The organism is Pseudomonas putida group bacterium ESBL64, assembly GCF_045277175.1.
GTDB classification, from domain to species: Bacteria; Pseudomonadota; Gammaproteobacteria; order Pseudomonadales; family Pseudomonadaceae; genus Aquipseudomonas; species Aquipseudomonas alloputida.
The window spans coordinates 678,565-698,234 of sequence record NZ_CP145799.1; the positions used below are offsets into that span (position 1 = coordinate 678,565).

16 protein-coding genes and 2 pseudogenes are annotated in these 19,670 nt (G+C 59.3%); 9 read left to right on the top strand and 9 right to left on the bottom strand.

The features are described from left to right. Window positions 1-25: 25 nt before the first annotated feature. The 6 genes and pseudogenes from V6093_RS03050 to V6093_RS03075 all read right to left on the bottom strand — a co-directional run. A complete protein-coding gene (locus tag V6093_RS03050) occupies window positions 26-799 on the bottom strand; it encodes a carboxymuconolactone decarboxylase family protein (protein WP_406669695.1) in 774 nt (257 codons plus the stop codon). A gap of 229 nt (window positions 800-1,028) precedes the next feature. Further along, window positions 1,029-1,496 carry a cupin domain-containing protein gene (locus V6093_RS03055; protein ID WP_406669696.1) on the bottom strand — a complete coding sequence of 156 codons (468 nt, stop codon included), beginning with the start codon at window positions 1,494-1,496 and terminating at the stop codon, window positions 1,029-1,031. 59 nt (window positions 1,497-1,555) lie between these two features. After that, window positions 1,556-2,548, bottom strand: a complete 993-nt coding sequence (locus V6093_RS03060) for an aldo/keto reductase (protein WP_014861121.1) — start codon at window positions 2,546-2,548, stop codon at window positions 1,556-1,558. A 24-nt stretch (window positions 2,549-2,572) separates the two neighbouring features. Beyond that, complete coding sequence (locus V6093_RS03065; protein ID WP_014861122.1) at window positions 2,573-3,163, bottom strand: flavodoxin; 591 nt, start codon at window positions 3,161-3,163, stop codon at window positions 2,573-2,575. After that, window positions 3,160-4,149 carry an aldo/keto reductase gene (locus V6093_RS03070; protein WP_047604910.1) on the bottom strand — a complete coding sequence of 330 codons (990 nt, stop codon included), beginning with the start codon at window positions 4,147-4,149 and terminating at the stop codon, window positions 3,160-3,162. The genes V6093_RS03065 and V6093_RS03070 overlap by 4 nt, the downstream gene beginning before the upstream one ends. Next, a pseudogene (locus V6093_RS03075) lies at window positions 4,055-4,945 on the bottom strand (transposase); the annotation flags it as partial. The gene V6093_RS03070 and the pseudogene V6093_RS03075, both read right to left, overlap by 95 nt. 214 nt (window positions 4,946-5,159) lie before the next feature. Here V6093_RS03075 and V6093_RS03080 point away from each other — a divergent pair. Further along, entirely contained in the window at window positions 5,160-6,077 is a 918-nt protein-coding gene (locus V6093_RS03080; protein ID WP_047604909.1) for a LysR family transcriptional regulator, read from the top strand. Here the strand turns inward: V6093_RS03080 and V6093_RS03085 are convergent. From V6093_RS03085 to V6093_RS03095, 3 genes are read right to left on the bottom strand one after another with little or no spacing between them, the layout of a single operon-like run. Next, window positions 6,049-6,399, bottom strand: a complete 351-nt coding sequence (locus V6093_RS03085; RefSeq protein ID WP_047604908.1) for a hypothetical protein — start codon at window positions 6,397-6,399, stop codon at window positions 6,049-6,051. The genes V6093_RS03080 and V6093_RS03085 overlap by 29 nt on opposite strands. Before the next feature lie 13 nt (window positions 6,400-6,412). Next, window positions 6,413-7,201 carry a carboxymuconolactone decarboxylase family protein gene (locus tag V6093_RS03090; protein WP_047604907.1) on the bottom strand — a complete coding sequence of 263 codons (789 nt, stop codon included), beginning with the start codon at window positions 7,199-7,201 and terminating at the stop codon, window positions 6,413-6,415. Beyond that, window positions 7,198-7,689 carry a cupin domain-containing protein gene (locus V6093_RS03095; protein ID WP_047604906.1) on the bottom strand — a complete coding sequence of 164 codons (492 nt, stop codon included), beginning with the start codon at window positions 7,687-7,689 and terminating at the stop codon, window positions 7,198-7,200. Before V6093_RS03095 ends, V6093_RS03090 begins: the two co-directional genes overlap by 4 nt. A 323-nt stretch (window positions 7,690-8,012) precedes the next feature. On the opposite strand from V6093_RS03095, the gene V6093_RS03100 reads away from it, so the two are divergent. The 8 genes and pseudogenes from V6093_RS03100 (at window position 8,013) to V6093_RS03135 (ending at window position 19,661) form a co-directional block, all read left to right on the top strand. Further along, complete coding sequence (locus tag V6093_RS03100) at window positions 8,013-9,263, top strand: multidrug effflux MFS transporter (protein WP_223817459.1); 1,251 nt, start codon at window positions 8,013-8,015, stop codon at window positions 9,261-9,263. Window positions 9,264-9,305: 42 nt separating this feature from the next. Next, window positions 9,306-10,070: an SDR family NAD(P)-dependent oxidoreductase gene (locus V6093_RS03105; RefSeq protein WP_047604905.1), complete on the top strand. Its 765-nt coding sequence runs from the start codon at window positions 9,306-9,308 to the stop codon at window positions 10,068-10,070. A gap of 118 nt (window positions 10,071-10,188) precedes the next feature. Further along, complete coding sequence (locus tag V6093_RS03110; protein WP_052196263.1) at window positions 10,189-12,573, top strand: membrane-bound PQQ-dependent dehydrogenase, glucose/quinate/shikimate family; 2,385 nt, start codon at window positions 10,189-10,191, stop codon at window positions 12,571-12,573. Between the two features lie 100 nt (window positions 12,574-12,673). Further along, entirely contained in the window at window positions 12,674-13,102 is a 429-nt protein-coding gene (locus V6093_RS03115) for a cupin domain-containing protein (RefSeq protein ID WP_265978835.1), read from the top strand. Window positions 13,103-13,224: 122 nt separating this feature from the next. Continuing rightward, window positions 13,225-14,418, top strand: a pseudogene (locus V6093_RS03120) (transposase); the annotation flags it as partial. A 328-nt stretch (window positions 14,419-14,746) separates the two neighbouring features. Next, window positions 14,747-15,094 carry an NUDIX domain-containing protein gene (locus V6093_RS03125; protein WP_080756801.1) on the top strand — a complete coding sequence of 116 codons (348 nt, stop codon included), beginning with the start codon at window positions 14,747-14,749 and terminating at the stop codon, window positions 15,092-15,094. Window positions 15,095-15,450: 356 nt separating this feature from the next. Next, the gene (locus V6093_RS03130) at window positions 15,451-16,065 is read left to right on the top strand and encodes a M15 family metallopeptidase (RefSeq protein WP_047604904.1); all 615 of its coding nucleotides are present in this window, start codon (window positions 15,451-15,453) and stop codon (window positions 16,063-16,065) included. A gap of 248 nt (window positions 16,066-16,313) precedes the next feature. Next, window positions 16,314-19,661, top strand: coding sequence for a hypothetical protein (locus V6093_RS03135; protein WP_406669697.1), 3,348 nt, complete (start codon window positions 16,314-16,316; stop codon window positions 19,659-19,661). Window positions 19,662-19,670: the final 9 nt, after the last annotated feature.

The window sequence follows — 19,670 nt, forward strand, 5'->3', positions numbered from 1 at the left end:
CAGCAGGTACTTTGCAGATTTCATGTCATTTCCCCAAAGCCGCTTGGGCCTGGGCCAACGCGGTGTTGGCGCGTTCAGCCGTCTGCGCATCGCCGTGTTTTTTCAGCAGTTCCGTGACCTCGTGCAACTGTGCCGGGCTCAGACCGACGCGCAGGCTCGCCGCCATGTGCGCGCGTAGTTGCGGCTCGACCCCAGGCGTTGCCGCCAGGGCCCCGACGGTCGCCAGTTCGCGGCTTTGCCAGTCGAGGTTGTCACGCTCGAAGATGTCGCCGAACAGGTGGGTTTGCAGGAAACGGTTGATCACTGGCGCGAACTCGAACACCGGGCCTTTGACCGGGGCGCCGGAGATCCGGGTTTGATTTGCAGTGCCGGCGGCCAGCAGCTCATCCCCGATCGGGGTCGGCCGGCTCGGCTCACGCCCCGGTGCGTCTTCGATACCGCGCTTTTTGCGCGCCTGCACCACGGTCATCAGCTCGTTCAAGGCGTTAAGGCTACGCGGGAAGCCCACATAGGCGTACAGCTGCACCAGAATTTCCCGGGTTTCACTGATGGTCAGGCCGGCATCGAGCCCTTGATTGAGCGCGGTGTTGAGGTTGGGCATGTCGCTGGTCGCCATGAACGCGGCGATCAGAGGGATCGTTTGTTGTTGGCGCGACAACGTGGCTGCGCTGGCGGGCTTGCTGGCCATGGTCTGCGATGCCTCGGTTGCTTGAGTGGTAACGCTGAACATCGCCCCGATGCCCAGACAAAGCGCCATGAGTGTGGGGAGGGTAGCGTTGTTGCGTGTGTCAATGGTCATCGTGAAAGGCTCCATCCATTGCAGGTCACCGGGGTGTCGCTGGATCGTACGGAGGGTGGTTGTATCGATTAACCCCGAAATTGCGCATGGACTTCTGAGCAGAGCTCATGAGTCGACCTTGACCTTACCGCTGCAATTCCGGCGCGACCCCGCTGATGCGGGGCCTGCAGGGCGGATGACGGACTGCGATAAAGGTGCCGGGCGAGCAACTTCGACACATTCCGTAACTTCATTGGCCGGCGTATTGCGCCTCCGAGACCTGTTCTGCCCAGGTGACGGTGTTGCCGTCCTCGGCTTCAGCGATGGCGATGTGGGTCATGCCGTTGCTGGCCGTGGCGCCATGCCAGTGACGGGTGTGCGGCGGAATCCAGACAGTGTCGCCCGGCCGGATTTCCTGTCGCGGGCCGCCCTCTTGCTGCATGTAGCCGACGCCGGCGGTGACGATCAGCGTTTGCCCCAGCGGGTGGGTGTGCCAAGCCGTGCGTGCGCCGGGCTCGAAGGTCACCGTGCCGCCGCCGATGCGCGCCGGCGCATCACCGTTGAACAGGCCATCAACGCGCACCGTGCCGGTAAAGTTTTGAGCAGCGCCCTTGACCGAGGGCTGCGAGCCGTTCGGCGTAACGCGGATTTCGCTGGCGGCCTGGGATTCTGCCGCCATGAATGACAAAGCAACGAGTGGTGCAATCAATCGGTTCATCGGGTCAACTCCGTTCAGACGCGAAAGTGGCGCCGCACGTGGCGCCGCGTTGGGCAGACTCAGAGTCCGGTCATCTTCAGTGCCGATTCCGGCAGGCGTTCACCGTGCACTTGAATCTGCGCCATCTGTTGGTTGATCTCGCGCAGATCGTCACCGGTCAATTGCAGTTCGACTGCGCCCAGGTTCTCTTCCAGTCGATGGGGTTTGGTCGTGCCTGGGATCGGCACAATCCACGGTCTCTGTGCGAGCAACCAGGCCAGCGCCACTTGCGCCGGCGTGGCGTGTTTGCGTTGCGCGACGGCTTTCACCACCTCGACCAATGCCAGATTGGCCTTGCGCGCTTCAGGGGAAAAACGCGGGACGAAGTTGCGGAAATCGCTGGCATCGAACTGCGTGTGCTCATCGATCTGGCCGGTGAGGAAACCGGCTCCGAGGGGGCTGAACGGTACGAAACCGATTCCCAGTTCTTCCAGTACGGCCAGCAGCTCCAACTCCGGGCCTCGCCAGAACAGCGAATATTCGCTCTGCACCGCCGTGACCGCTTGCACCGCGTGCGCCCGGCGAATGGTTTGCACACCCGCCTCAGATAGGCCGAAATGCTTGACCTTGCCCTCAGCGATCAGATCCTTGACGGTGCCGGCGACGTCTTCGATGGGGACCTGCGGATCGACGCGGTGCTGATAAAACAGGTCGATGCAATCGGTGCGCAGACGCTTCAACGACGCCTCGGCCACGGCGCGTATATGTTCCGGGCGGCTGTTGGTTCCACCGCCGCGTGCACCGGTGATCAGGTCGATATCGAAGCCGAACTTGGTGGCGATGACGACCTGCTCGCGGATCGGCTGCAAGGCCTCGCCCAGCAGTTCTTCATTGGCGAACGGGCCATACGCTTCGGCGGTGTCGAACAAAGTGATGCCTTGCTCGTGGGCCGAACGAATCAGCTTGATCATGCCGGCTTTGTCGGCAGCCGGCCCATAGGCCGAGGTCATGCTCATGCAGCCAAGGCCCAGTGCAGACACTTCCAGGCCATTGCCCAACGTGCGGATTTTCATGATGTCACTCCGTACAGAATTCGATTAACGCGTGCTGGGTTGATTGCTCAACCAGCCGTTCACGCGTTCCATGGTCTTGCGCTCCTGCTCACTCTCCATCACAAAACCTTCGAGAACCCTAACCTTCGGCGCGTGCTCGACCAGCACGCTGCGGCTGTTGCCCAAGCCATAACCACCGTGGGTATTGAAGGGGATGAGGGTCTTGCCGGTCAGGTCGTGGGCGCTGAGAAAGGCGCGCACGATGGGCGGGGCGGTTTCACCCCAGATCGGAAAGCCGAGATAGATCGTGTCGTAGTCGCTGAGGGCGTGAACCTTGTTTTGCAGCTCGGGCTCGAAGCCGCTGTCACGCTCCTGACGCGCTTGCTCCACGGTTTGCAGATAGTCCTCGGGGTAGGCGTGGGCCGGGCGAATCTCGAAGAGATCGGCACCGAGTCCACGCTGGATCAGCCCGGCGACCACGCGGGTATTGCCTGAGCGCGAGAAGTACGCGACCAGAATCCGCGAGCCTGAGCGCGGTGTTTGACGGACGCCTTGCGTGTCGGCGAGCGACAGCAGCGGGGCGCTGGCCAGTGCGGCGATCACCGTGCGCCGCAGCGGGTCGTGATCGTTGCTCATCGACCTACGCGCGCCTTAAGGGCCTCGGGATAACGCTCGCCTTCGATGCGAATCTGCGCCAGCGCTGTATCAATTGCCTTAAGTTCGAAGGCGTCAAGCGTGATGTCCGCGCCGCCGAGGTTTTCTTCCAGGCGATGCAGTTTGGTTGTCCCCGGAATCGGCACAATCCATGGCGCCTGTGCGAGCAGCCATGCCAGTGCGATCTGTGCGGGTGTCGCTTGTTTCTGCGCGGCGATCTGACGAATCAACACCACCAGTCCCTGATTGGCTTGCAGCGCCGACTGACTGAAACGGGGGACGATGCTGCGGAAATCGTCGCTGCCGTAAGTGGCTTGCGCCGACACCGCGCCGGTGAGAAAACCTTTGCCCAATGGGCTGAACGGCACGAGGCCGATGCCTAACTCCCACAGCGTCGGCAGGATTTCCTGCTCAGGCTCGCGCCACCACAGCGAGTATTCGCTTTGCAACGCTGCGACCGGCTGTACCGCGTGCGCACGGCGAATGGTCTGCGCACCAGCTTCTGACAGGCCGAAGTGCTTGACCTTACCTTCGCCAATCAAGTCTTTCACCACCCCGGCGACGTCCTCGATCGGCACATCCGGATCGACGCGGTGCTGGTAAAGCAGATCGATGTAATCGGTCTTCAGTCGACGCAACGAACCCTCGACCGCGACCCGGATGTGCTCAGGGCGGCTGTTGAGAATCTGCTGTTTATTGTCGTCGCCGAAGGTGAAGCCGAACTTGGTGGCGATGACCACTTGATCGCGCACCGGGGCGAGGGCTTCGCCTACCACTTGTTCGTTCAGGTAAGGGCCGTAAACCTCGGCGGTATCGAAGAGCGTGACGCCTCGGTCAACCGCCGATCGGATCAGCGCAATGGCTTGTTTTGTGTCAGTCGCCGGGCCGTAGCCATGGCTCAGTCCCATGCAACCCAAACCCAGGGCTGACACTTCGAGTGAACTGTTTCCGAGTGTGCGCTTGTGCATTTGGATCTCCCGACATTTGGCGTTGGGAGCACAGTAAGCGAGCTAACGAGCGGGGACTAGACGGTGAAATCGGCAAGGGTTCATGAGGTTTGCTCATCAGTCCCAGAAATCGGGAGGTGGCGACTGTGTCCTCATGAACGCCTAGACGCCCTTCGCAAGTGCTCAGAAACAGGCCGTTCGCGTTTAAGCTTACCCTCGGTAGGGTTTTGCTCAGAAAGTGAGTGCTTCCCATCCAGTATTTGAGCGTTCCAAAGGGATGCTCCACCGTCTGCTGGCGAACCTTCATCTTTCCTGGGTCATGCTCCCATCGGATCTGCACGGCTTCGACTACCGTTTCATGCTCCCAGCGCTTCAACCGGCGTTCCTTACCCGTCGTACACTGCTTCTGCATGGAGCAACTTTGGCAGCCAGAGAACCCGTAGGAGTGCAGCAACATGCCGTCCTCCATCGAAGAGTGCCTGCGGGTCAGTAGCCGACCCGCAGGGCATCGGTATTCATCCGATGCAGCAATGTAGATGAAGTCCTGCTTACCGAATCGGCCTTGCGCTTTGCTGCTTGATGTCAGCGGCTTCGGGACAAAAGTGGTGGTCCCGGCCTGCTCGCAAGCAAGGATTTCCGGACCTTTGTAATAGCCTCGGTCGGCGACCACTGTCAGCGACTCAGCGCCGATCTCTTCGCGTGCCTGGTTCGCCATATTGCTCAGTTGCGTTCGGTCATTGCCAACATGAGTGACTTGATGAGCGATGATCAGATGGTGATTGTCATCGACTGCTGTTTGTACGGTGTAGCCAACCGTCGATCACCGACCAGTCGTGTCCTCCGCAACGCATTAAGCAGATTCGTGAAGGTGGGGGCCAATAACACGCGTAATATCGACCTAGGGATATTGATGAGCAATCTGTACTGATAGGTTGATTAATGTTCACCAATCGTCAGCTCGATAACCCGTAGAATGCTGGCCACTTTGGATGGCTAACGGGGCCTCGTCCATCACGAACGGACCATGGAATATGAATCTTAACCGTGCGAACTTTGCCGATTTCGTTTATTTCCTGGCCATCGTCCGGCACGAGAGCTTCAGCCGGGCGGGCAAGGAGGTTGGCATCAGTGCGTCTGCGTTGAGCCATGCCATCAAGGGGCTTGAGACGCGTCTCGGCGTTCGTCTCCTCAACCGCACCACTCGCAGTGTTACGCTGACGGCGGCTGGCGAGGAGTTGCACGGCTTCATCTGCAAGCCTATGGACGAAATCGCTCAAGCAGCCGAAGCTTTGAATCGTTATCGGGATGAGCCTACCGGACGTATCCGTTTGAATCTTCTCAGTGACGCTGCCGACCTCTTGTTGGGCCCGGTTCTCCCGGTCTATAACGACCGCTACCCGGACATGCAAGTCGATTTGACAGTCACCAACTTGATCGTCGACGTGATCGGCGGCGGGCACGATGCCGGTATTCGTTACGGCGGTACGGTACCCGAAGACATGATCGCCCAGCGTCTGTCACCAGACATCCGTTGGGTGGTGGCAGGCAGTCCGGACTATCTCAAACGTTTCGGCGTGCCGCAGCATCCGAACGATCTTGTGCAACATCGTTGCCTGCGCATTCGCCTGGGCAATGGTGCGATGTATGACTGGGAATTCGAAAAGGACGGTGAGCAGTTGGCGATTACCGTACCGGGCTGCATCACCATCGACGAGACACGCGTCGGGCTTTCGCTGGTGCGCCAGGGAGCGGGTCTGATGTACGCCCCGGAGCCTGCGATTGCTCCTATGGTGGAGCGCGGGGAGGTGATCCGGGTGCTCGATGACTGGTCCAGCGTGGCGCCGGGATTTCATATGTACTTTTCGAGCCACCGGCAGGTCCCGATGGGCCTGACGCTGTTGATCGACCTGATCAGAGAACTCAAACCGATGGGAGATTGCCTGCCGTAGCCGCATCAGACCTCGATGCGGCTGGCTTTCTCAGACTCTTTTCGAGGCGGCTATAGGACGTCATGTCCGCCACGTTGGCGCCCGAAGGCATGCGGATCGCAAAGTGCTCGGCCACCACGATGCGTTCGGAGTAGCCACCATACGTCATTCCTCCCAACACCTTGTCTGGGGATGCGTAGGTGAATGTCGTTCCTTTTAGACAGTTCTGTTCGCGGTCGGCCAAGCTCAGCAAGGGGGCCGCCGCCAGTCCTGCTCCCGCCATCAGTACTTTGCGCCGACTCATGGCCGAAGGCGTCGCGTCGGATGTCTTCTCTTCCCTCATGCAGCTTCGCTCCTCAGGTTTTCTTACGGCCAGCAAATACATCGTTGACCACGGGCACTGCGGTAAAGACGTTTGGCCATCCGGTGTAGAACGCCAGTTGTGTCAGCACTTCGGAGGCTTCGCCCTGCGTCAATCCGTTGTCCATGGCCCGGTTGAGGTGTGCGCCGAGTTGTGCGACCTGCCCGGTGGCGATCAGAGCGCTGACCGTTATGAGGCTTCGATCCCGTGGGGCGAGCCCAGGTCGTAGCCACAAGTCATGAAAGAGAGCAGCGCTGGTGTAATGCACCACACCCGGTGATACCGGACCGACTGCTTTGTCGACGAAGGTTGTGCGCACTTTCTCGGATGCTGGGTCGATAGGCAGCAGCGGAGGGGACACGGGGGGAAGTTGATCCGCTGTGACGCCGCGCTGGGCGAAGACCTGCTTGGTCACCAGGATGGTTGCGGTGGCATTGCCCCAACCGGTGTAGAAGGCCAGATGGTTGATGACTTCGGAAATTTCCGAAGGCTTGATGCCGTTATCCAGGGCCAGGTTCAGGTGGTACGCCAATTCGACAGTCTGCTGCTTGGAAATGAGCACTGCGAGGGTGACCAGGCTGCGGTCGCGAGGAGACAACCCTGGGCGTTTCCACACTTCACCGAGCAGCATCGATTCAGTGTTGTGTGCCAACGCTGGAGACACGGCACGCATGTCATCCAGGCTTGGAACAGGAGGTACTTGAGCCGAGTCGCCGGGCGTGTGGTTCGAGCAGGCTGCCAGCAGCAATGACAGGGAGGCCAGCCCGGCCTTCGCCCACTTCATCGCGACGCCTCGTACTGTGCGTCAGTGACAGGCTCCAGCCACTCCACATTCTTGCCATCCAGGGACTCCTGAATCGCGATGTGACTCATCCCGGTCGTGGCTGTTGCACCATGCCAATGTTTGACGCCGGGTGGCGTCCAGATCACATCGCCAGGCTTGATGACGATTTTTTCGCCGTTTTCCTGCTGTATCCAGCCCATGCCGGAGGTGACAACCAGCGTCTGACCCAGAGGATGGGTGTGCCATACCGAGCGCGCGCCGGGCTGAAAGGTCACCGCACCTGCCGACACTTTCGACGGCGCGCGGACAGCAAAAAGAGGATCGATCCGGGCGCTGCCGACAAAATTGCCGGGGGCGCCCATGATGGAAGCCTGCTCGCCGTTGCGAACCACATTCATGGTCTTCTCGGCGGGAATGTCGGCGCCGTAGCCAGACATCGAGGCCATCAATGTCGCGGCCAGAGTAGATAGGGTGGCGAGTGCTCTCATCGGTAAGCGCCTGCTCGTTATTCGGAAGAGCTGAAACGCTAGAGGAACATCTTCGGCAGAACTACCCCACAAATCCTGCATGAAGCGATGAGCAATGCTCATCAGTAGGTCGGCCGAACAAAGCCAACGCGGCCTGGATGATTGATGAGCATTGCTCACAGGAACATCCCGTTTTCGGCGGGTACTCGTCTCCATCACGGTTCATTACCGTAACCCCATCGAACAATGGCGTCGCGTTGCCCCTGTTCAGCACTGAAGATCAAGAGTCCAAGAGAATGATCCCGCGAGGCAACCATTCGTATTTTTCCCCGAGAGAACACACAGTGAGCAAACTGGAGGTGATTGCGCCGCGTGGTGATGATGTCGCGCTGGCTGACGCATCGACGAACAATGTCGAGCATGGGCTGCGCGTTCTGCTGATTCTCAGTGCGTTACTGGCGTTTGCCTCCATTTCCACTGACCTCTACCTGCCCGCGATGCCGGTCATGGCGACGTCGCTGCATGCCAGCAGCGGCATGATGGAACTGACGGTCAGCGGTTATCTGGCGGGGTTCAGTCTGGGCCAGCTGTTTTGGGGGCCGTTCAGTGATCGCTTTGGGCGGCGCCTGCCAGTCGCCTTGGGGTTGCTGCTGTTTATCATCGGTTCAAGCGGCTGCGCGCTTGCTGCTGACGGCTCGACGATCATCATCTGGCGCGTTATTCAGGCATTGGGAGCGTGCGCCAATGTTGTCCTGGCACGCGCTATGGTGCGTGACCTGTACGAAGGCCAGCGTGCTGCGCAGAAGATGTCGACGCTGATGACCATCATGGCAATTGCCCCATTGGCCGGTCCGACTGTGGGTGGGCAGATTCTGCACTGGTTGTCCTGGCAGGCGATCTTCTGGACGTTGGTGCTGGTTGCGCTGACGACATTGGCCAGTCTGCTGTGGCTGCCCGAGACCCTCCCAGCTCACCATCGAACGCCTACTTCACCCTGTGCAGTCGTGATGCGCTACGGCAGTTTGCTAAGCCACCGCAAATTCATCGGTTATGTCGCTGCGGGTGGGTTCTTTTACGCCGGAACATTCGCGTACATCGCCGGCTCTCCGTTTGCCTACATCACCTACCACCACGTCACTCCCCAATGGTACGGCGCCTTGTTCGGCGCTGGGATCGTCGGGCTGATGCTTACCAACCAGATCAACGCCAGGCTCCTCAACCGCTACACCAGCGACACGCTGATGACCGTGGGAGGGTTGGTCTCTGGCGTGGCCGGACTGGTGCTCGCCATCAATACGTGGGCCGATCTGGGCGGACTGCCTCTGATGATCTGCGGGTGCCTTTTATTCGTATCGGCTACGGGGCTGGTGTTGGCGAACTCGATATCGGGCGCGCTGGGCTGTATGCCTGAGTTCGCAGGCTCAGCCTCCGCGCTGGCCGGTGCTCTGCAATACGGCGCGGGCATTTTCGGCTCGGCGCTTGTGGCGATTTTCGCTGACGGCACACCCTGGCCGATGGGGTTGGTACTGGCCGTTTGCGGAGTGGGGTGCCTTGTCAGCGCGGTATGGGTGCTGCGCGCCCCTGACGATCGTTGAACCAATTTAGAACGTGAACCATTGAAACCGAGGAACGCCCCCATGAGCTTTTCATTCGAACACCAGGTCGCGCTGGTGACCGGCGCTGCGTCCGGTATCGGTCTGGCAACCGCGCAGGCCTTTGCCCGTGCAGGTGCCGCTGTAGCATTGGCCGACGTCAACGGCGAAGCCGCGCAGGCGGCTGCCGAGGCTTTGATCGCCGAAGGTCATCGCGCCATCGGGATTCGTTGCGACGTATCTGACATGGATCAGGTCGAAGCCATGGTCAAGGAGACCATCGCCGCTTTTGGCCGTCTGGACGCAGCGTTCAACAACGCCGGTATCCAGAACAAACTGGCGGAAATCGCCGATGCGACGGTTGAGGACTATGACAAGGTCATGTCGGTCAACCTGCGCGGCGTCTGGAGTTGCATGAAGTTCGAGCTGGAACACATGCGCCGCCAGGGCAGCGGTACCATCGTCAATTGCTCATCTTTGGGTGGCCTGGTGGGTGGTGCCGAACGTGCCAATTATCACGCGGCGAAGCATGGCGTGATCGGCCTGACCAAGAGCGCAGCTCTGGAATATGCCGCTCGCAACATTCGTGTCAACGCCGTGTGCCCTGGCCTGATCTGGACCCCGATGGCAGATCAGATGGTCGCAAGCGGTCAAGGCGAGGCGCTGGCCGGCATGACCCAGATGATCCCGATGGGCCGTCACGGCAAACCTGAAGAGATCGCCGATGCCGTGCTCTGGCTGAGCAGTTCGACCTCAAGCTACGTCACTGGCCAGTCCATCTCGGTGGACGGCGGATTCATCATGCGCTGATGTGATTGCAACCACATACACCTGACGCCTCACGACAAAACCCCAGACTTCAGATTTCAACCTTGTTGAAGTCATGGTCAGGCTTTGCCTGAACATCATCTGAAAGGAGCCCAGATCCATGCCGTCATCGAGCACTTCCAGGTTAACTGCTGCACTGCTGATCATCCTCGGTATCGTCGTCTTACTCGTTGGCTTGGCGCTGCTTGTGGGTGGCGGGTATCTCGTCGTGCTGGGCGGGTCGTGGTATTTCGCGTTGGCAGGAGCGGGACTGTTGGTTAGCGGCCTGTTTCTGATACGGCAGCGGTTACCGGGTGCGGTGGTGTATCTGCTGGTGTTCGCGGCATCTGTCGTCTGGTCGGTGTGGGATGTGGGTCTGGCATTCTGGCCACTTTTTTCCCGGCTGTTCACGTTGGGTGTGGCGGCGGTTCTCGTACTGCTGGCGACTCCGCATCTTCGCACTTGCGCCCGTCCCGTCTCGGTACCGCTGGCATACCTGGCGGCGGCCGTAGTGGCGGTTGGGCTGGGCCTAACCTTTTACACGGCGCTACAACCACAGCCCATTCAGACGGCGGAAGGGATGCCCACACCTGTACCGGGCCACGCGGTCGGCACGGTGGAGCCTGCGACCGACTGGCGCTATTTCGGCCACACACCTTCGGGCACACGCCATGCTGTGGTCGACCAGATCACACCGCAGAACGTATCGGGTCTGAAGGTGGCGTGGACCTACCGGACAGGCGAAATTCCCGCAGGCAGCCAAGGCCATGTCGTAACGCCGCTTCATGTCAATGGCATGGTCTACGGCTGCACCCAGTCCAGTCAGTTGTTCGCGCTGGACGCCGACACGGGTAAAGAAATCTGGCATCACGATCCCAAGGTGAAAGCCAACAACACCTACCCGCGCTGTCGCGGCGTGGGTTACTACGACGCGACACCTGAGCAAGCCGCCTCTGCCACGGCTGCTGGCCCACAAGCCTGTACACGACGGATCATCGCCACCACCGTCGATGCACGACTGGTCGCAGTGGATGCGCAGACCGGGCAGGCCTGCACTGATTTTGGCGACCATGGCAGCGTGAGTTTGCGCATTGGCATGGGGGACCAAGATCAGGATCTGTATTTTCCGACTGCGGCACCCACAGTGGTTCGTGATCTGATCGTTGTCGGCGGGCTGGTGTGGGACAACCAGAAAACCGGCGAACCGTCTGGCGTAGTCCGCGCGTTCAATGCGCAAACCGGGCAACTCGCTTGGGCCTGGGATCTGGGTAATCCGGCGATTACACGTGAGCCGCCAGAAGGTCAAACCTACACCCCTGGCACCCCTAATGTCTGGTCCACACCCGCCTTCGACGATGCGCTGGGTTTGATCTACCTGCCCACCGGCAACGCGACGCCGGATTTTTGGGGCGGCCATCGCACCGAAGCCGATGATCGCTATTCATCTTCCATCGTCGCGCTGGACATTGCGACCGGCCGCGAACGCTGGCGTTTCCAGACCGTTCATCATGATCTGTGGGACTACGATGTACCTTCGCAACCGGCGCTTTACGACGTTCCGGATGGCCATGGCAGCATGCTCCCGGCGCTGATCCAGACCACCAAGCGCGGCCAGATTTTCATGCTTGACCGTCGCACCGGCACCCCGATAGCGCAGGTCGAGGAACGACCGGTTCCACAGGGCGGCGTGGCAGACGACCACACGGAGCCGACGCAGCCTTACTCCGTGGGCATGCCGTCCATTGGCACCGAGCCGCTCAGTGAAAAACGCATGTGGGGTCTCACGCCGCTGGATCAGTTGATATGCCGAATCGATTTTCGCAAGGCGCGCTATGAGGGTGAATTCACGCCTCCGAGCGAGCGTCTGACGATTCAGTATCCGAGCTGGTTGGGAGGCATGAACTGGGGTTCGGTTTCCATCGCTGAAAACCTTGGCTACATGATCGTCAACGACACCCGCGTTGCCATCTGGAATCGCATGATTCCACGCGCCGCCTACGATGAGAACACCCTAAGTGGCGGTGGCCATGAAGGCAACGCGCCGCAGGCGGGCACCCCATGGGGTATCGAGCAGGGCCGATTCCTCTCGCCGCTGGGCATCCCGTGTCAGGAACCGCCTTACGGCACCCTCACCGCCATCGATCTGGCGACGCGCAAGATCGCTTGGTCAATGCCCTTGGGTACGACCGAGCAAACCGGTCCGTTGGGTATCGCAACCCATTTGCCGATGCCAATCGGTATGCCTACTCGGGGTGGCCCGATCACGACCTCGACGGGATTGGTGTTCATGGCCGGTACCCAGGACTTCTACCTTCGTGCCTTCAATGTGCGCACGGGCAAAGAACTCTGGAAAGGACGTTTGCCGGTCGGCGCCGAGGCGACGCCAATGACCTACGTCTCGCCCAAGACCGGCAGGCAATTCGTGCTCATCAGCGCGGGCGGCAACTCCGCCACTACGCAAAAAGGAGACTACATCGTGGCGTACGCGCTGCCTGATCAAACCTGATGGCGGACATCGCTAATATCCGTCGGCATTGCAGCGGCCCTGACCCAGGTCACCGCTGCATGCACACCTCAAACCCAACATCGAAACGAAAGGAAAAGTCATGGAACTCAAACGCCCAGGTTTGCAGCCCTCTATCAAAGGCCCGGAGGAGTGGTTCACCGGAACTGTGAGAATCGACCCCCTGAACTTCCCGCCGGAACCGGCCCGAGTGTCCGTTGCCAGTGTCACCTTCGAGCCCGGAGCACGCACGGCCTGGCACACCCACCCGCTCGGACAGACCCTGATCGTCACCGCCGGCTGCGGCTGGACACAGTGCGAAGGCGAGCCCATCGTCGAGATTCGTGCAGGCGACGTCATCTGGTGCCCGCCCGGCCACAAACACTGGCACGGCGCAACCGCTACCACCTCAATGACTCACATTGCGGTGCAAGAAGCGTTGAATGGCAAAAACGTTGAATGGTTGGAAAAGGTTACGGACGAGGAATACGGCGTTGGTCCTGCTGTTGCGCCTCATGACCATAGCCACTGAAGCGTTGGTCAGCTATTTAACATTTAGTCATGATCACTGATTGATTGCATTCGGCCCCATTTGGCTAAGCCTTGGTATTCAGGACGTAGTCCTGCTACACCGCTGACCGATCCTCGCAACCCGAAGAAAACCCAGTTCGGGTAGTCGATGTTTTTGTCGATGAACTTGACTTTGGGACACTCGGTTTCGAGGGGGTCGATCCTGCGGCAACGGGTCGTCCGGCGTACTATCCAGAAGTGCTGCTGAAAATCTACATCTACGGCTATCTCAACCGGGTTCAGCAGCCGCCGGCTTGAGCGTGAGGCATAGCGCAAACTTCAAAACGATTGCCGACTTTCGCCGAGACAACGGTAAAGCCATTCGCAGCGTCTGCCGGCAATTCGTAGTGCTTTGCCGCAACCTCAATCTCTTCACCCAGTCGATCATCGCCATTGACGGCAGCAAATTCAAAGCCGTGAATAACCGCGATCGCAACTTCACACAGGGCAAGATCAAGGCGCGCATGCAGCAGATCGAGCAGAGCATTGACCGCTATCTTGCGGCAATGGATTCGGCGGATCGGGCAGCGCCCGAGGTCGCCGAGGCCAAGGCTGAACGGCTGAGCGAAAAAATAGAAAAGCTGAAACAGCAGATGACGAAGCTCAAGGACATTGAAGCGCAGCTTCACGCCAGCCCAGATCAGCAAATCTCTCTTACCGATCCTGATGCACGCTCAATGGCCACGAGTGGCCGACGAAGAGATCGGCGCTGAGTCGCTGACAGTGGTAGCCGACCGAGGCTATTACAAAGGTCCGGAAATCCTTGCTTGCGAGCAGGCCGGGATCACCACTTTTGTCCCGAAGCCGCTGACATCAAGCAGCAAAGCGCAAGGCCGATTCGGTAAGCAGGACTTCATCTACCTTGCTGCATCGGATGAATACCGATGCCCTGCGGGTCGGCTACTGACCCGCAGGCACTCTTCGATCGAGGACGGCATGTTGCTGCACTCCTACGGGTTCTCTGGCTGCCAAAGTTGCTCCATGCAGAAGCAGTGTACGACGGGTAAGGAACGCCGGTTGAAGCGCTGGGAGCATGAAACGGTAGTCGAAGCGGTGCAGATCCGATTGGAACATGACCCAGGAAAGATGAAGGTTCGCCGGCAGACGGTGGAGCATCCCTTCGGAACGCTCAAATACTGGATGGGAAGCACTCACTTCCTGACCAAAACCCTACCGAGGGTAAGCACCGAGATGAGCCTTCACGTACTTGCTTACAATCTCAAACGAATGATGAGCATCGTTGGCATCGCTGGGCTGATTGAAGCGATCAGGACATGAGTCCAAGCGTTTTATGCGTCCGTATTCGGCTATCTGGGCCGCCGCCGCGGCCCAGATAGCACATGTCGCGCCTGGCGCCCGACTGAGGTAGATCTGCACTTGCATCTGCTGAATTTACAGGGGGGGCCAGCATCTTTCGCTACTCGACGTACTTATTTGCGTTTTCACACAGCCTGGACCCAAAGCAGACGCTGGAGAAAACAGCGTTCAGCTAGCAGTTCGCGAACGTCTTGTCTGTCATAGTTCCGTGCCATGCACTGAGTTGCGGGTATTAGCACAACTGAAGGCCTATCATGACCAGCTCACTGAGCTGCATATGGAGTGTGCAATGCTTCCTAACAAAGCCTGCCCTGTAGTCCTATCGTCTTCGCTGCCGGTTAGGCTTCTCCTGTTTCGGTACCCCTTGGCACACACCCAGTTAATGAAAGGCACCTTCGAAAACGGAGAAACAACCCGCGAGGCTGCCTTGCGTGAGCTGACGGAGGAGTCAGGTATCGATGACGCTATGGCTGAGATAGACCTAGGCATACTGAAATGCGGAACATCAAAATCAGATATGGTCATTTCATCTTTGTCGAGCGGGGCGACGCCTGCTAGAGCGCTGGGCTCATCAGCAATGGATGACCACGGTCATATGTTCCAGTTCTACTGGGCTCCGCTAGATGATCCGATGTAGCGTGGCGCGGTATCGGCTATCCGTATGTACGGCCGTCGCCCTCCGACCACGGTGGCATGGCCTGGCATGAAATGGTCATGGACGCATCGCACGGCGCCCCTCAACAATAAATAGCTGAGCATCTGGCAAAATTAAGTAATGGGAACTAGAACTTTAGATAGCTACCCTGCGCGGGTAGCCCAATGGCCACGCCTTCGACCATTATCCAGCAGTGACATCGGGCAGTAAGAATCCGTTGACCGGTGTGCGCCATCAAGGATCAACGCACGTGTTCTGCGCGCTTGTTAACGCAAGTTCGTAGCGCGCCTGAGTTATGCAAGGGATGTCCCTCTTGACGTTGCTCAGGAGCACCGCTCATGACTATTGAAGACATGATTCGCGCGGTTCAGCGTACCTTGGCGATCGACGTAGACGGCCGTGCCGGGCCGCAAACCTGGGGCGCTATCTACACCGCTATCGTGGGCTCGACACCTGCCAAGGCTGTCACCGACGCCATGCCAACCGCCATAGCCACCGTCGATACGCGCAGCGAAAAGAACATCGCGACCTTACTGGTGGAAGTTCAGCCTTATGCCCGCGCCCTCGTCCAGAAAGCAGCCCTGGCGGGCATTCAAATAAAGATTATCAATGGATTCAGGACCTATGCCGAACAGGACAAGCTCTATGCCCAAGGTCGCACGACCCCTGGCGACATAGTCACGAATGCTAAAGGTGGTTACTCCAACCACAACTTCGCCATTGCCTTCGATATTGGGGTTTTTGAAGGCAGTAAGTATTTGAGCGATTCGGCCAAGTACAAAGCCGTGGGTGTGCTGGGCGAGGAACTCGGGCTGGAGTGGGGCGGGAATTGGAAAACCATTGTCGACCAACCGCATTTTCAACTCAGGCCAACCTGGGCGACGGGGAGCGAACGGAACATGTTGGCTGAACTGAGGAGGCGCGTTCAGGAAGGCATACCCGTCTATGCCTGAGCCGAGGTAATGGTGCAGAGAAGCCATGAACTTGATCACGCTGGAGGTATGACGCCATGTCAACTGACGCGAATGGGCCCCGAGTGGCCCCGACGATAGCCAAACACTATTCTGATCGACGTCAAGCGCTGCCCGAGGAGGTTAGGGCAACGCTTTCCACTCGGCCTTGGGGTTTGGCGCTTTCCGGTGGCGGCGTGCGCAGTGCGACTTTCTGCTTTGGGTTGATAAAAGCACTCGCCAGGAGCCGGATGTTCCATCGGTTCGATCTGCTGTCGACGGTTTCGGGTGGCGGCTATATCGGTTCGACAGTTGGCAAGTTGTTCCAAGATGCGCAACGAGAACCAAAACCAGACCCGCTTGCGGTAGAGAAAGCGCTTGGCGAGGCCGATACGCGCTGGTTCGCCGCATGGCTCAGGGCCAACGGCCGCTACCTGATACCCAGAGGCATGAAAGACATGCTTTTTGCGGCCGCCAACTTCGGTCGCAATCTGCTTGCCGTGCATGTTGAACTCGCCTTTCTCTCGCTGTTGCTGGGTGGTGTGCTGGTGGGCATCGACCTGGCCGTCTGGCAGTGGGCGGATTGCATATTCACACAAGGTAATTGTTGGCAGCCTGGCTGGGATGTCAACGCGCTACTCGCATTGGCATCCCAGTGGCCCACGGTGTGGATGTTATTGATACCGCTGGCGTGGATCAGCTCGTTGCTGTCATGCGCCTATTGGGCCTTGCCGACGTGCAAGGAACAGCCGATCGGCATTCAGCGCGGCTTGACGGCAATTCTTGCCGTGCTGGGGGCGCTCATCCTTGTGCGCCACGCCACCGATATGCTCGACGACACACCGATTCCCAAACTGACAGGTGGGCTGGCGTTGCCCGGTGAGTTGGTTGCCGTAGTGGTTGCGCTGTGCGCGGCCTGGTTCTTCGGCATCTTGCTGGCGATCGCGCTTTGCCTGAGGCGCAACAAGGATCTGGACTGGGCACGCAACCGGCTGACGGCACTGCTTTCGCTGGTGCTTCGCCTTGCACTGCTGGTACTGCTGGTCGGCGTAGGGGATTACCTTGCTTGGTCGCTCGGCAACTTCGATGCAGCCTCCCAAGGTACCCTCGGTGTCGTCCTGGCCCTTGCCACCGTGGCGCTAAGAGCGGCACTTCCCAAAATCGCAGACTTGCCCAAGAGCCTGATACCGGGAACACGCCGTGTGGTCATGGGCGTCATGAACATTGTCGGCCTGTTGGTGCTGGGCTTGGTCGTTGTTTTCTGGATGAGCGTTGTCCACCGCGCGACCTCGGGCGTGCTGTTCTCGCAAAGGCCATCGGCGCTGCTGTTCGATTCGGCATGGCAGTGGCTCGGCTGGCTGGTCATCCCGCCGCTGTTACTGGTTGCTGTCTCTTCACGCAACCGCGAATTTCTCAATCGATCTTCGCTCTATACCTTTTATCGCGCGCGCCTGGTGCGCAGTTACCTGGGCGCGGCCAATTCGCAACGTTTCAAGGTGCCGGCAGATGGCTCCGCGAGTTGCCTTTCAGCGGTAGACGATCAGCGCTCACTGACGGATGTCACCGAGGTGCGGGCCGGTGACGATATCCCGATGAGTGACTATCAACCCCATCTCAGCGGCGGGCCGGTGCATTTGATCAATGTGTGCGTCAATCAAACACATGACCCCAAAGGCGGGCTGTTCAACAGGGACCGCAAGGGGCTCTTGCTGACTGTGGGGCCCAATGCACAGGTGTCTGTCGCCCGCAACAAGTGGTACCGCTGCGCGAAAGACGCAGCCTTGAGCCTTGGGTCCTGGATGGCGATTTCCGGCGCAGCCGTTGCACCGGGCCTGGGGGCTTCGACGCGCTCAGGCGTATCGGCGCTGCTGATGATGTCAGGTATTCGCCTCGGTTACTGGTGGGACAGTATCAACCTTGCAAGTGATGCCAAGGAGGCGAAGAAGACGGTTGGCAAATACAGCCAGTTCTTGAGCGAGTTACGCGGCCGTTTCGAAGGCGACAGCAAGCGTGACTGGTTTCTCAGTGACGGTGGCCACTTCGAAAATACGGGCGCTTATGCGCTGTTGCGCGAGGAATGTGAGTTGATTGTCGTCGCCGACTGCGGGGCGGACCCCCGTTATGCCTTCGGCGACCTGGAGAACCTGGTACGCAAGGCACGCATTGACCTGCAAGCGGACATCACCTTCCTGCGCCCGAAAAAACCTGATGCCAACCTCCCCATTGCGTTTGGGTCGCTCAACGAATTGGCCTCATCCGAAAGCGAGGCGTGTCTTGCCATCGCCCGGATCAATTACCGACACAGTAAGCGCGTCGGTCATATGCTCATCGTGAAGCCGAACATGTGCAACGGAACGCCTGTCGACCTCGTCAACTTCAAGGCCGACAACCCGCTGTTTCCCCAGGAACCTACGACTGACCAGCTGTTCAGCGAGTCTCAGTGGGAAAGTTACTTCCAGCTTGGGCAAACGCTGGGCAGCAACATCCGCTTGCAACAACTGGCAGACGTGCACGGGTTCGCCACGACTTACTTCGTCGACGATGACGGCGCAATCCTGGTCAAGGATTCAGCCGGCAAGCAATCCCTGCATTTTTCGGCCAAACGCTTGTCTTCGCGCATTGCATCCACGGGCGCAGTCTCGGCATCGATCAGCCTGGGCGCGTTCGCCTCCATCGGCTTGGCAGGTTGGCAAGCGTTCAACAGCGAACTGGATCATCGACTGCAAGCATCGCGCATCGAGCCTGCAGTGCTCAAGGAACTGTCCGATATCTTTGGCACGCTACCCACCACTGTCCCGGCCGCCCCGGCACCACCGGACAGCACGCTAGGGCAAATGGCGACAGCGCTGCTTCGCGTCGGCGATGCTTCCTGCAACCCGCATAACGTGGCGGCCTTCAGGCATTCCAGCCTAATGGGGCTGATGGTCACCAAGACCAAGAAAGCTTGCCTGGCGTCGGGAACACTTCACGCTTCCTGTGAAGCGCTGCTTGATGACGACAAGATCTCGCCCTGCTTGCAAGCGCTTCCGCGCACGGTGTGCTTCCCCATGTACTGGACTCGCGACTATGCGTCAGCGACCTCTCAAGTGGCTAATTGCTGGCCCCCTGGACAAGATTCGGATGCGACGCAATCCCTTGAGATGGCGTCGTCCGCGCCTGTTTCAGATAGTCTCCCGCAAGCACATGCTGGGGGAATGGTGAGCGCAGCGGCACGCGCTGCGACGGGTGAAACGACGGCGCTTCAGGGCTCTGGTCAGCAGGCTGCCGTTTGCAAGGGCCAAACGATCTACTTGCAAATCTACGGGCCGGAGCTACGCGACGATGCGCGATTGCTGCGCGCCCCCTGGCACGCATTGAAGGCGTCGGTGCCGCCTGTGGAAGACGTCTGGGATACCGCACGAAGGGCAGGGCGTCGTCCACCAAAACCTTATTCGGTACCCACTGTTATCTACCATGATCAGGCCTCGTTGCAATGCGCCTTGGCCCTACAGCCTCCTGATTCAAACCCTGAATGGAACGTGCTGCCGTTATCCAGTGCGATGACGGCAGTGAAAGGTGTCATCGAAGTCTGGCTGCCACCTACCAACAAAGGAGGTTGAAGCGCGCAG